General features: G+C 75.5%; 11 protein-coding genes. 4 read left to right on the top strand and 7 right to left on the bottom strand.

The window, feature by feature from the left end; genetic code table 11:
* The first annotated feature begins 99 nt into the window (after positions 1–99).
* Complete coding sequence (locus tag ACLJT4_RS28885) at positions 100–2,508, top strand: hypothetical protein (protein WP_411126647.1); 2,409 nt, start codon at positions 100–102, stop codon at positions 2,506–2,508.
* Here the strand turns inward: ACLJT4_RS28885 and ACLJT4_RS28890 are convergent.
* From ACLJT4_RS28890 to ACLJT4_RS28915, 6 genes are all read right to left on the bottom strand, one after another.
* The gene (locus ACLJT4_RS28890; RefSeq protein WP_411126649.1) at positions 2,478–4,901 is read right to left on the bottom strand and encodes a right-handed parallel beta-helix repeat-containing protein; all 2,424 of its coding nucleotides are present in this window, start codon (positions 4,899–4,901) and stop codon (positions 2,478–2,480) included. The two genes, ACLJT4_RS28885 and ACLJT4_RS28890, sit on opposite strands and share 31 nt — an antisense overlap.
* Positions 4,902–5,068: 167 nt before the next feature.
* Positions 5,069–5,671 carry a hypothetical protein gene (locus tag ACLJT4_RS28895; protein WP_411126651.1) on the bottom strand — a complete coding sequence of 201 codons (603 nt, stop codon included), beginning with the start codon at positions 5,669–5,671 and terminating at the stop codon, positions 5,069–5,071.
* 169 nt (positions 5,672–5,840) lie between these two features.
* A complete protein-coding gene (locus ACLJT4_RS28900; protein ID WP_020931230.1) occupies positions 5,841–6,299 on the bottom strand; it encodes an ATP-binding protein in 459 nt (152 codons plus the stop codon).
* Positions 6,293–7,183, bottom strand: a complete 891-nt coding sequence (locus tag ACLJT4_RS28905; protein WP_411126653.1) for an MEDS domain-containing protein — start codon at positions 7,181–7,183, stop codon at positions 6,293–6,295. Before ACLJT4_RS28905 ends, ACLJT4_RS28900 begins: the two co-directional genes overlap by 7 nt.
* A 117-nt stretch (positions 7,184–7,300) precedes the next feature.
* The gene (locus ACLJT4_RS28910; protein WP_411126655.1) at positions 7,301–8,125 is read right to left on the bottom strand and encodes an MOSC domain-containing protein; all 825 of its coding nucleotides are present in this window, start codon (positions 8,123–8,125) and stop codon (positions 7,301–7,303) included.
* Between the two features lie 46 nt (positions 8,126–8,171).
* The gene (locus ACLJT4_RS28915; protein WP_411126657.1) at positions 8,172–8,627 is read right to left on the bottom strand and encodes a DUF6643 family protein; all 456 of its coding nucleotides are present in this window, start codon (positions 8,625–8,627) and stop codon (positions 8,172–8,174) included.
* 264 nt (positions 8,628–8,891) lie between these two features.
* On the opposite strand from ACLJT4_RS28915, the gene ACLJT4_RS28920 reads away from it, so the two are divergent.
* Positions 8,892–10,262: a TerD family protein gene (locus tag ACLJT4_RS28920; RefSeq protein ID WP_411126659.1), complete on the top strand. Its 1,371-nt coding sequence runs from the start codon at positions 8,892–8,894 to the stop codon at positions 10,260–10,262.
* A 4-nt stretch (positions 10,263–10,266) separates the two neighbouring features.
* Here ACLJT4_RS28920 and ACLJT4_RS28925 read toward each other — a convergent pair whose 3' ends face one another.
* A complete protein-coding gene (locus ACLJT4_RS28925) occupies positions 10,267–11,415 on the bottom strand; it encodes a glycosyltransferase (RefSeq protein ID WP_411126857.1) in 1,149 nt (382 codons plus the stop codon).
* 136 nt (positions 11,416–11,551) lie between these two features.
* On the opposite strand from ACLJT4_RS28925, the gene ACLJT4_RS28930 reads away from it, so the two are divergent.
* Together ACLJT4_RS28930 and ACLJT4_RS28935 are read left to right on the top strand one after the other, a co-directional pair.
* Positions 11,552–12,349, top strand: coding sequence for a glutamate racemase (locus tag ACLJT4_RS28930; RefSeq protein ID WP_411126661.1), 798 nt, complete (start codon positions 11,552–11,554; stop codon positions 12,347–12,349).
* Positions 12,350–12,419: 70 nt separating this feature from the next.
* Positions 12,420–13,034, top strand: coding sequence for a hypothetical protein (locus tag ACLJT4_RS28935; RefSeq protein WP_411126663.1), 615 nt, complete (start codon positions 12,420–12,422; stop codon positions 13,032–13,034).
* The last annotated feature ends 31 nt before the right edge of the window (positions 13,035–13,065 follow it).

Consider the following 13,065-nt stretch of genomic DNA (forward strand, 5'->3'; position numbering starts at 1 on the left):
AAGGGGGGAACAATTCCGAGGAGGGCGCACCGCACGACCGACCGCACCCGCCCGGAACCACACCACGCACCGCACCGCACTGACATCGGGGGAGAGCCAGTGGAGACCGCGGCCACCACACCACCACCCGCCCGCGCAGCGCAGCCGGGCCCGCAGACCGCACCGCCAACCACCACCGCACCGCAACCGCAGCTCGCCCTGGAACTCCTCGTCCACGGGGTGGGTGGCACGACGCCGCAGGAGATGCTCGGCGACCCGCGCGTCCAGCGGATCACCGGAGACGACACCGCCGCCTGCTACCGCCGCACCGACGACGCGGACGCCGAGCAGCGGCCCGAGGACTTCCGGACCCGCCCCGTCCGCGAGGCGTACTGCTGGTCCAACCTCACCTCCGGCAACGGCGCCCGCGCGCTCTGGCTGATCCTGCTGCCCTTCATGGTCGCCAACCTCGCGCACTGGATGCGGCCGGCCGCCCCGCCCGACCACCGAGGGCAGCGGATCTACGACCTCCTGGTGCGGCTGCTCGCCCTGAGCCTCACCGTCCTGCTGGCCGCGGCCGCCTGCGAGGTCGCCCTCGACCTCAGCGCCTGGCAGTGCGCCGGCACCCCGGTCTGCGTCACCGGCAAATCCTGGTTGGGCTTCCTCAACCCCGCGGACGGGGGCTGGTGGAGCACCCCGGGCCGCCGGCTGGTCCTCGCCTGCGTGCTGCCGCTGACCGTCATCGGCTTCCTGTGGTGGCTCTCGCACCGCACCTGGAGCGCCTACGAGTCCGCCTCGCCGCCACCGCGGCGCCCCGGCGCCTCCCGCGACACCCCCGCCCACGAACGCACCGCGCTCGGTCTCGACGGCTTCTGGTACGGCCGCCGCCTGGTCGCCCGGCTGCGCGCCGCGCACACCACAGCCGGCGTGCTGACCGTCACCGCCGCCCTGCTCGTGGCGTCCCTCCGCGCCGACCGGCGGGCCGGCGCCGGCGCGCTCACCGCCGTCGGCCAGACCCTGAGCGGGCTCCTGCTGCTGCTCGCCGCGGTCACCCTGGCCGTCGTCTGGCGCACCGCCCGCAGTGAAGCGGCCCGCGACGAGGAGTCCGACCGGTTCGCGGTCCGGGCGCTGCCGTACGCCGCGCTGGCCGCGTTCGCGCTCACCGCCGGCTACGCGGGCTGGGCGCGCCCGGCGGCCCACAGCGCCGGCCCGCTGCCCGGGGTCGCGGCGTTCGGCGGGATCGCCGTCTGCCAGGGCGCGCTGGTGCTGGCCCTCGCGGTGACGGCCTGGTTCCTCCAGCGCGCCTCCCACGACGAGGCCCGCACCGCCCTGCGCGGCATGGGCGGCCCGGCCGTGGCGCTGCTGTCCTGCGCGGTCGCCGGGGTGCTGTCCGGGGGCGTGGCCCAGCGGTTCGCGGACTGGATCGACGGGCCGGCGACCCCCGGTCAGCTGCACGCGCCGATCCCCGGGCCGCCGGTGCTGCTCTCCTGGCAGGCGTCGGTCCTGCCCGCCCTGTTGCTCGTGGTCGCCGTCGTCGTCGCGCTGGCCGGGATCCGGGTGCTGGTCGTCCGCAAGCAGGTCGCCGCGGACGTGCCCGGTCTCTACGACCCGCGCGAGCGCCCCGACGTGCTGCGCACCGAACGCATCGCGGGCACCATCGCCCGCGCCGGGCTCACCGACGCGGCCCCCGTCCTGGTGGCCGCCATCGCCGCCGTCACCCTCTTCCTGGGCGCCGGTGCGGTGGCCGGCGCCTGGGTCACCGACCTGGCCCCCGGCCGGGCCGCCGAGGGCGCGGCGCCGTTCGTGCACGCCGCCGCCGAGACCGCCGAGGCCCTCGGCTCCTGGTTGATGGGCGCCGGGGTGATCCTGCTGCTCACCATGGGCCGGCGCGCCTACCGCGACCATTCCGCCCGCCGCACCATCGGCATCCTCTGGGACGTCGGCACCTTCTGGCCGCGCGCCGCGCACCCCTTCGCGCCGCCCTGCTACGCCGAGCGCGCCGTCCCCGACCTGACCTGGCGGATGGCCACCTGGACCGAGCAGTGCGACGGCCGGTTGGTGCTCTCCGGCCACTCCCAGGGCAGCGTGCTGGCCGCGGCCGCCGTCTGGCAACTGGACCTCGTCACCCGCAGCCGGGTCGCCCTGCTCACCTACGGCAGCCCGTTGGAGCGCCTCTACGGCCGGTGGTTCCCCGCCTACTTCGGCCCGCCCGCGCTCACCGGCCTGCACCGCGAGATGGACGACTGGCGCAACCTGTGGCGCTTCACCGACCCGATCGGCGGCCCCATCCGGCTCACCAGCGAGGACGGCCGGGCCGTCGACGAGGGACCGCTGCGCGACCCGCTCGCCTTCGGGCGCACCCTGCAGAACCCGCTCCCCGCCCAGATCCTGGGCCACGGCGACTACCAGGCCGACCCGGTCTTCGACCGGGTGCGCGCCGACCTGCTCGCCCGGCTGGAGCCGGGCATCCCGGGCAGCCGCACCAACGAGGCCGATTCTCAGGGGAGTTCGGGCAGGTCCTCGGCATAGAGGAGGGTCAGGTCGTCGGTGCTCGGGTCGTCGAGCGCGGCGACCCGGCCCGCGTGCCGCTCGACCATCGCCTCGAACGTCTGCCGCGCGGTCCGGCCGTTGCCGAACGACGGGCCCTTGGGCAGCGTGGTGAAGTACTTGAGCAGCGCCTCGCCGGCGCCGTCGGCGAGGCGGTACTCGTGCTCCTCGCCCTGCTGCTCGACGATCCTCAGCAACTCCTCCGGGGCGTAGTCGCCGAACCTGATGGTGCGGGAGAAGCGCGAGGAGATACCGGGGTTGACGGCCAGGAACCGCTCCATCTCCGCGGTGTAGCCGGCCACGATCACCACCACCGCGTCCCGGTGGTCCTCCATCAGCTTCACCAGGGTGTCGATGGCCTCCTTGCCGAAGTCCCGCCCGGAGTCCTCGGGGGAGAGGGCGTACGCCTCGTCGACGAACAGCACCCCGCCGCGCGCCCGGTCGAACGCCTCCTGGGTGCGGATCGCCGTCGAACCGATGTGCTCGCCCACCAGGTCCACCCGCGACACCTCCACCAGGTGCCCGCGCTCCAGCACCCCCAGGGAGTGCAGGATCTCGCCGTAGAGCCGGGCCACCGTGGTCTTGCCGGTGCCGGGGGAGCCGGTGAACACCAGGTGCCGGCGGGCCGAGGCGGCCTTCAGACCGGCCTCCTGCCGGCGCCGCCCCACCTCGATCATGTTGATGAGGGTGCGCACCTCCCGCTTGACGCTGTCCAACCCCACGAGGGTGTCCAGCTCGCCCAGCACCTCCTCGGAGGGCCGGCCGGGCTCCGGCGTCTCCGTGGGCTCGGCGGCGGCCGGGGCCGGGCGCGGTGCCGGGACGTTGCCCAGCAGCCCGGCCGTCTGGGTCGCCTGCTGCACCGTCGGCGCGGTCACCGTCGGCGCCTGCGTGGTGCGGCTCTCGTCGCTGGTGCAGTCCTCGACGGTGGGGCCGGCGCCGGTGCCGTGCGCGTCGGCGAACTCGTAACCGCCGCGCGCACAGCGCTCCGTGCGGCACCGGGTCAGCGTCGTCCGGCAGCCGTCGATCACGTGGAAGCCGAAGCCGGAACTGCCGGTGACCCGGCAGTTGTGGAAGGTGCCCCGGCCCTCCGCCGAGACGTAGAAGCCGGCCTCGGCCGGCGAACTGACCGTGCAGCCCTCGATGTTCGGGTCGGCGCCCTTGGTGACGATGACGCCGGTCTGCGCCCCGTCGATGGTGCAGTTGGCGAGCGTGCCGCCGCTGCCGTGGTCGCGGAACCACGCACCGGTCGAGGTCTCCCGGATCCGGCAGTCGTCGAGTTGGACGGTGGCGCCGTCGCTCACCGACACCGCGGTGTTGCGGACCTGCGCGAGGTCGCAGTCCACGACGTCCGCCCGGGAACCCCGGTCCAGGACGAACAGCGCGTCGGGGACGTCGTGCACCCGCGTCGAGTCCAGCACCGCGGTCGCGCCGTCGCTGACCCACACCGCCGGATAGTCGCCGGTGCTGTCGTGGATCTCGCACTGGTTGGCGTCCACCCGGGTGCCCGGGTCCCACACCGACAGGCCGTTCCGGCCGAAGTGCCGCACGGTGCTGCGGGTCAGCGTCAGCACCGACCGGGACCGCAGGTCCACGGCGTTCTCCGGGACGTCGTGGATGTCGCAGTCGGCGAGGGTCAGCACCGCATCGGTGTCCAACGTGACGCCGTCGGCCGTGGTGCGGTGCACCGTGCAGTCGGTGAGGTGGCCGGTGGCCCGGGCCGCGATCTGGATGCCGGCGCCCTTGATCTCGTACAGCTCGCAGCCGACCGCCTCGATCGCGGTGCCGTCACCGGTCAGCGACAGCCCCGCGCCCGAGGCGTGGTGGATCCGGCAGTTCTCCAGCCGCGGGTGGGCGCCGCCGCGCACCGCCACCCCTGCCTGGCCGGCCGCCATCACCTCACACTCCTCGAAGAGCCCGCCGGCGCCGTCCAGGACGCTGATGCCGACCCCACCGGCGTTGTCGACCGTGCAGCGCCGCACCGTCGGCCGGGCCCCGCCGCGCACCTCGATCCCGGCCGCCGACCGGGTCACCACCCGGATGTCGGCCAGTTCGGGGGCGCCGTCCTCCACGAGCAGCGCCGGCGACGCCGAGTCGGTCGCCTCCAGGTGCAGGTCGTGGACGGTGGCCGAGGCCCGTATCGTCAGCGCCACCCCGTCGGCCGGCGCGATCCGCACCGAACCGCGCGCCCCCTCCGGACCGCGCAGCGTCACCGCCCGCTGGAGCACCAGGTTCTCCCGGTACGTCCCCGCCGGCACGGTCAGCACGTCGCCGTCCCCGGCGGCTTCCACGGCGGCGGCGAGCGAGCTGTACTCACCCGTGCGGCGCCGCCAACGCGATGTTCCGGAGTGCGTCACCTGGACCGAGCCCTGAGCCATGGCGGTGTCGTGTCCCCACTTCGTACGGCAGATGTCGCCCCGGCCGCCATCCGTCCGCGGATGTCCGCTTTGAGGTCTGCGGGGCACCAGCCGAGAGGCTGGATGCACCACCGTAGCGCGCTCGGGGGGCGCCAGTTGACACGGTCCACCGCCTGGTCAGCCACGCCTCAACTCCCGGCGCCGGCCCGGCCCCAGTCCTGCCCGGCGCGGGCCCAGGCCGCGTCCCAACGCCGGAACCGACGGGCCATCAGCCGCCGTACGACCAGCCGTCGACCGCCCTCGACCAGCGCGCCGGCCGCCGCCGCTGCGCCCCCGCCGGCCAGCACCGCGTGTGCCGCCGCGGTGCCCTCGTCCATCGGCCGGGTCACCGCCCGGCCCTGTGCGTCGGCCCAGATCCGGAACCGGTCGCCGGTGTCCGCCGGGCGCGGCGCGGTCACCTCCCCGCTCCGCCGGCGGCCGTCCGGTCCCGGCCAGTGGGCGAGGACCCGCAGGTGCGCGTCGCGCTGCGGGGCGGTCTCGGGGTCGGGGTCGGCGGGGACGTCGGACGCCGGCCCGTCCGCGGTCGCCCACACCAGGTGGCGCTGGTGCTGCTGGAGCCGGACGGCCTCCAGGAGCGCGCCGTGCGCGGCCCGGCCGGTGAACCAGCCGGCGGCGGGCGCCCCGACCGCGATCAGCACGGCGGCGGCCAGCGCCAACCAGGCTTCCCACCGATCGGTCCCGCGTCGCAGCGGGTTGCGCCGCCAGCGCCAGATGCCCTTGACCGCCCGCATCGTGCCCCCTCTCGTCGTCCGTGCACACCACGGCGCGGGATGCCGGTGCGTGCCCGTCGCGAACGCCGCCCCGGCCGCCCCGCCCGTCCGCCAACGGCCGTGCCGCCGCGTCCGATTGCCGGAGCCGGCGCCGTGCGTGGCGCCGTGCCCCGAACGCCCGGCGGCGCCGTCAGGACAGCCGGACCGCCACCGTCACCACCGCGCCCCGCCGGTCCGCCGTGCCGGTGCCGGGGGCGACCGCGAACCGGTCCGCCACCAGCCGCGCCAGCCACAGCCCCCGCCCCTTCGGGGCTCCGTCCAGGCCCGGCAGCAGTTCCGGGATCACCGCTTCGCTGAAGCCGGGGCCGGCGTCGCTGATCCGGCACTCCAACTCGTCGCCCACCCGCTGCAACACCAGGCGTCCGGAACCGCCGGCGTGCTCCACGGCGTTCCCCGCGATCTCGTCCACCGCCAGGACGAACTCCCCGCGCCGCGGTTCGTTCAGTCCCTCGCGGGCGGCGCACTCCTCGACCAGCAGCCGCAGCTGCGGCAGCAGCCGTGCGGTGAAGCGCCGCTGCAGCAGCCGGCGTCCGGGCTCCTCGGCCGGTACCTCCGCCTGACCGTGTCCGGCCGGTTCCGGGTTCAGCACGGCCCTACCACCTCCCTCGCCGCCAGCCGCGGCACCGCTTCGGCGCCGAGCCGGCGCAACGTCCGGTGCTGCCCGCGGTCGCAGCACACCTCGACCAGATCGTGGCCCGTGGCGCCCCGGACCAGGGTGAGCAGACCTACCGCGCAGCCCACCGACAGGAAGTGCAGCCGCGTCAGGTCCACGGTGAGCCGGCGGGTCGCCGCCGTGCGGGCCAGCGCGATCTCCAGCGACCGGACGAACCCGGCCCGGTTGGCGGCGTCCGCCTCGCCGACGAAGGCCACCGCCCCGTCCGGCCCGGGCACCGCCCGCAGACCGCCCAGCCGCTCCAGTACGGCGCGCGGGTGGGCCCGCTCCATGGCGGTCACCACCGCCGGGTCGAACCGGCGGCGGTCGTACGCGCAGACCTCGGTGTACGGCCGCCCGGCGAACAGCGCGTGGGCGCCGGTCTCCCGGCGGGCCACCGCGGCCACGTCGGCGCCGAGCGCGGCCACCCAGCCCATGTCGATGAAGGCCCGCAGGCCGCTGTACCCCTCGGCCCGCGCCCGGTCGACCGCCGTGTGCAGCCGTGCCATCTGGCGGTCGGTGGTGAACTCGGCGTCGGGTGCGATCAGTTCCCGCATGCTGGTGACCCGCAGCTGGCCGCGCTCGCGCGCCCGGACGGTGCTGCGGCTGGGGAAGTCGATCCGGGCCAGCACCTCTTCTTCCGGCACCGTCGGACACGGCAGGACCAGCACCTGTTCGCCGCGGGCCAGCCCGAGCCGGACGAAGGCCGTGACGGCCTCCCAGCGCACCTCGTCGTCGCCGTAGCCGACGAAGGCGTGGTCCCCGGGGCGCAGGCGTTGGACGGGGATGAGGCGATCGCTCAACGCGTCCCTGGCAGGCATCGGCACAGCAGCTCTCTGTCTCCCCCCGCGGCCCGTCCCGTCGGCGGCGCTGAGCGCTCACTGTAGGCAGCCGCCGACCGGCCCGCAACGGAGCCGGCGGCGGTCGCGCGCGGACCGTCAGTCGAGTATCTCGAACGGGTCGCCGATGCGGAGCGTGCCGGCTCCGCGGGGGATCAGATTCTGGCCGAACACCAGACCGCCACCGAAGCGTCGGTGGCGGGCGAGGGTCCGCAGCGGCTCCTTGCCGCGCTCGGCGGTGAGCTGGTCGGTGGTGGTCACCACGCAGCGACCGCTGGGCTTGGCCACCTGGAACTCGACCGCGCCGATCCGCACCCGCCGCCAGTGGTCCTCCGCCCAGGGCGCGGTGCCCTCGATCACCACATTGGGCCGGAAACGGTTCATGGGCAGGGGCCCCTCGGCGGCCCGGTCGCCGTCGGCGATGAGGGAGTTGAGGGCGGTGAGCGAGGAGGTGGTGGTCAGCAGCAGGGGGAAGCCGTCGGCGAAGCTGACCGTGTCGCCGGGCTCGCCGTACTCCGGGTCCACCGGGCGGCGCTTCTCCGGGGCGTCCATGTGCACCAGTCGGCACGCGACGCCCAGGAAGCCGTGCCACCACGCGGCCGCCTCCGGGCCCGCGGGCACCGCCTCGACCACGTCACTGAAGACCTCGACCGCAACCGTGCCCACCGGCTCGGGAACCTCGACCACCAGGGCCGGCATGCCCGGTGCGGTGAGCCGCAGGGCGCCGCCGGACAGCTGCTCGGCCCGGGCCAACGTCATGCGCGGCTGCTGGCGTTGGGTGATCTGCCGGCCCTCGGCATCGACCACCAGCCACCGCCGGTCCCCGGCGAGCCCCCACGGTTCCACCACCGCTTCGCCGGGACCTGACCCCGTGAGGGCCTTGACCGGGTAGACGTGCAGCGACTGGACCTGTGGCGTGGGCATGCCCCCATCCTGCCAGCCGCTTCGCACCTCCGCTCGATCGGTCGGCTCAGTACCCCCGTGGGTACTGGCGGCCGTACCCCGGGTCGTCGAACGGCGAGGCGGGCCGCGGTGCGACCGGGGCGGCCGGACGCATCGCCTCGTACCCGGTGCCCGCACCCGGAGCCGGGCGCTGGTGCTGCTGCGGGGGCGGGTAGCCGCGGTTCCCGGCCTGCTGCGGGATGTACGGCGCCGGGGCGTGTTGCAACGGTGCGACTGGTTGCGCCGCGGCGCCCGGATACCCGTGGCCGGCCGCCGGCGCGGAGGGCGCCGCGGGCAGCGCCGGCAGTGCCGAGGGCAGTGCCGGGAGTGAGGAGGAACCGGTCTCCCACGGGGAGGGGTTCACGCGGATCGGAGCGATCTGCGGGGTGCCCCGCTCCGCGACGAGGCTGTCGTAGATGGGGGTGTCCGGGAAGGAGGGCGATGCGTAGTAGCCGCCGCTGTAAGTGGAGCGGGGGGAGGTCATGCCTCATAAGTTAAGCCCACGATGTGTCGATTGGGGAGCCTGACAAGAGGGTTGTTTTACGGGTTCGGAGCGGCCCCGGGTCACCAAAGTGAGCGAACTTGTGAAAATCGGTCGCGATCACCCGTAGGGATCGTGTAAAGAGCCTGCTCCCGGAAGATGAACAGGGGGCGTTCGGGGCGTTCCGGGCCAAGTAGGTTGGAGGCAGCCACCGCTGACGGGGGCGCGGACGCTCCACGACGACGGGGACGACAGGAAGGTGCGGCGATGTCGATGCTCAAGGGCGGCAACGTTCCGGTTCCGGCGCCGGCGGTCCGGGTGGAAGTCGGCTGGCGGCCGGCGCCCGGGACGCCCGACGTGGACGCCTCGGCGCTCCTGCTGGTGTCCGGACGGGTCCGCGGCGACGCCGACTTCGTCTTCTACAACCAGCCGGAGCACGCCTCCGGAGCGGTGCGCCACGAGGGCAAGCGGCCGGCCGGCGCGGCGATGACCGACGTCCTGCACGTCGACCTGGCCGCCGTCGAGCCGGCCGTCGACTCCGTGGTGCTGGCCGCCTCCGCCGACGGCGGCACCTTCGGCGGCGTGCCCGGGCTCCACGTGCGGGTGCTGGCCGCCTCCGACGGCGCCGAACTGGCCCGGTTCGAGAGCCGGGACGCCACCACCGAGACCGCCTTCGTGCTCGGCGAGTTCTACCGCCGGCAGGGCGGCTGGAAGTTCCGTGCGGTGGGGCAGGGGTACGCCACCGGGCTCGCGGGGCTGGCCACGGACTTCGGCATCAGCGTGGCGGACGCGCCCCCGGCCGCGTCGGTGCCGGCGCCCGCCCCGGCACCTGCTCCGCCACCGCCGGCCGCCCCGCCGACGGTGCCCCCTGTGCCGTCCGTCGCCCCGCCGTTGCCGACCGGTCAACCGGTGGCGTCAATTCCGCCCCCGGCCGGCCACGGTGCGCCGGCGCCCGCGCCCGGTCCCGTCCGACTGACGAAGGTCACCCTGACGAAGGACGCTCCGGCCGTTTCGTTGACGAAGCAGGGCGGCACGTCCGGGGTGATGCGGGTCAACCTCAACTGGAGCGCGGGCGGCGCCGGCAAACGCCTCGGCAAGAAGCTCGGCCGCAAGGCGATGGAGGCACTGGGCGCCCGCGGCGCGCTGCTGCCGCCCTCCGGCGACCTCGACCTCGACCTGTGCGCGCTGTACGAACTCACCGACGGGGCGGCCGGGGTGGTGCACCCGCTCGCCCAGGCATTCGGCGACCTGCACGCCCCGCCGTACATCCAGCTCGACCGCGACGACCGCACCGGCGCCGTCGCGACCGGCGAGAACCTCACCATCAACCTCGACCACCAGGCCCGCTTCCGACGTGTCCTGATCTTCGTGACGATCTACGCCGGCGCCCGCAGCTTCGAGGGCCTGGACGCCACCGTCACCCTCCAGCCGCAGCACGGCGCCCCGGTCGAGTTCACCCTCGACGCCTGCACCGTGCCGGCCACCGTCTGCGCACTGGCCCTGATCACCAACACCGGCGGCGAGCTGGTCGTCCAGCGCGAGGCCCGCTACCTGGTCCCCGAGCCGGGCGTCAGCCCCCAGCGGACCGTCGACCACGCCTACGGCTGGGGCCTGAACTGGTCCCCGGCCCGCAAGTGACCGCTCAGGGCGCGCCGTAGGTGCGGCCCTTCCACGCGGCGCCGCGCCCCCGGTAGTGCTGCACGGCCGAGTCGACGGTCATCAGGAGGTAGAGCAGCGCGGTGAACGGGAGCAGCGGCGCCGCCCACGGGGGCTGCCGGTAGTACCGCAGCATCGGCAGGTACGTCCCGCACATCACCGCCCAGGCCGCGCCGCCCAGCGCGGCCACCACCGGGGCACCGCCCGCGAGCCCGGCCAACAGGGCGGCCGGCGGCGCCAGATAGACCAGTGCGAGCCCCAGGACCGTGCCCAGCAGGAGCAGCGGCCGGTGCCGCAGCTGGGCGTAGGCGCTGCGGGAGACCATCCGCCACAGTTCCGCGAGCCGCGGATAGGGGCGCACGCTGGTCACCCGGTCCGCCAGCCCCAGCCAGACGGTTCCGCCGGCCCGCCGCACCGCCCGCGCCAACGACACGTCGTCGATCACCGCGTGCCGGATGGCCTCCGGGACGCCGGCCCGCTCCGCGGTCTCCCGCCGCAGCAGCACGCACCCGCCCGCGGCCGCCGTGGTCCGGGCGCCCGGCCGGTTGACCCACCGGAACGGGTAGAGCTGCCCGAAGAAGTACACGAAGGCCGGCACGACCAGCCGCTCCCAGAAGGTCGCCACCCGCAGCCGGGCCATCTGGGACACCAGGTCCAGCCCCGCGGAGCGGGCCGCGGCGACCAACTCCCGCAGGCTGTCCGGGTCGTGGGCGATGTCCGCGTCGGTCAGCAGCAGGTACTCCGGTGCGGTGCGCTCCCGCGCCAGCGCGATGCCGTGCCGGACCGCCCACAGCTTCCCGGTCCAGCCGGGCTCGGGCTCGCCGGGGGAGGCGACGGTCAGCGGCAGCCCGCCCCCCGCGACGGCCAGTTCGCGGGCGAGCGCGCCGGTCCCGTCGGTGCTCCCGTCGTCGATCAGGAAGACCTCCGCCCGGCCCGGGTACTTCTGCGCCAGCAGCGTCGGCAGGCTCGCCGGCAACACCGCCGCCTCGTCCCGCGCCGGCACCACCACCGCCACCGACGGCCAGCGGTCCGGGTCGCGACGGTCCGGCAGCCGGACGTCGGTCCGCCAGAAGAAGCCCTGTCCCAGCAGCAGCCACAGCCAGGCCAGTAGCGACCCGGCGCCGATCCACTCCATCGCCTCCACGGCCGCAGTCTGCCCCACCGGGCCCGCCGCGGACCGCCGCTCGACACGCCCTCCCGGTGCCCGCGGCCCGGTGGTCGCCCCCGGCCCGGTATGACAAACGGGATGGGCTGTTGAGTAAAGTGTCCGGGTGAAGATCGCGCTGATGGACTCCGGAACCGGCCTGCTCCCGGCGGCCGCCGCCGTACGGCGCCTGCGGCCCGACGCGGACCTGGTGCTCTCCACCGACCCCGACGGCCTGCCGTGGGGCCCGCGCACCCCCGACGACGTCACCGCGCACGCCCTGGCCGTGGCCCGGGCCGCCGCCGCGCACCGACCGGACGCGCTGATCGTCGCCTGCAACACCGCCTCGGTGCACGCGCTGCCCGCGCTCCGCGCCGCGCTGGAACCGGACATCCCGGTCATCGGCACCGTTCCGGCGATCAAGCCCGCCGCGGCCGGCGGCGGCCCGGTCGCCATCTGGGCCACCCCGGCCACCACCGGCAGCCCGTACCAGCGGGACCTCATCGCCCGGTTCGCCCAGGGCGTCGAGGTCACCGGCGTGCCCTGCCCGGGCCTCGCCGACGCGGTCGAGCAGGCCGACGACGCCGCGATCGAGGCCGCGGTGACGGCCGCCGCGCAGCACACCCCGCGCGAGGTCCGGGCCGTCGTCCTGGGCTGCACCCACTACGAACTGGTCGCCGAGCGCATCCGCGCCGCCGTCCAGCAGGCCGGCAATCCGCCGCTGGTGCTGCACGGCTCGGCCGAGGCGGTCGCCGCCCAGGCGCTGCGCCGCGTCGGTGCCGAGCCGGCCCCCGCGGCCGCTCCCACCGGGACCCTCAGCGTGCTCCTCAGCGGCCGTCCGGGTGCCCTGCCCGAGGTGGTCCTGGCCTACGAGGAGGGCCGACTGCTCGCCGGTGCCGTCCCGGCCGCGCCGTACACCGCCTGACCCGACGGCCGGCGCACCGCCGCGCTCCGGCGCACTGCCCCTGGGTGCGAAGGCGCGTACGCTGCGTCTCATGAGGGACCACCCCCACGAGGGGGCCGCAGCCCCCGACGAGCACGGCAGCACGGACGGCGCCCCGGCCGGTGTCCGCCCGGCCGGTGGCTCCCATGCGGAGATTCCCGAGGTCTGGCACGGCCGGGCCTCCAACCGCGTCCAGTGGCTGTTGGCCGGCGTGGGCGCGGCCTGTCTGGCGCTGGGCATCGACCTCGCGGTCAACAGCACCTGGACCTCCGGCCTGGCGCCGCTGGTGATGGCGGTGGTCGGCTGCGTCGCGGCCGGTCTGCTGGTGCTCTTCGGCACCCTCGCCTTCGTCCATGTCGCGGTACGGGTCGACGCCGACGCCCTGGAGGTGCGGTGCGGCCACATAGGAGTGCCGCGCCGCCGCATCCCCCTGGACACCGTCGTCGGTGCCGACTTCGCGCCCCGCGTCACCCCGCGCCATTGGGGCGGTTGGGGCTACCGCTGGCGGCCCGAGCAGGGCACGGCCGTCGTCGTCCGGCGTGGCGAGGCGATGGTGCTCCGGCTCGGCGACGGGCGCACCTTCACCGTCACGGTCGACGACGCCGAGGGCGCGGTGCGGTGCGTGCGCGAGCGGCTCCGGCTGCGCCGCCCGGCCTCGACGGCGTAGCGGCGGCGGCAGCCGCGCGGGGCCCCGGGAG

The organism is Streptomyces sp. x-19 (assembly GCF_046549115.1).
Taxonomy (GTDB): Bacteria; Actinomycetota; Actinomycetes; order Streptomycetales; family Streptomycetaceae; genus Streptomyces; species Streptomyces albulus_C.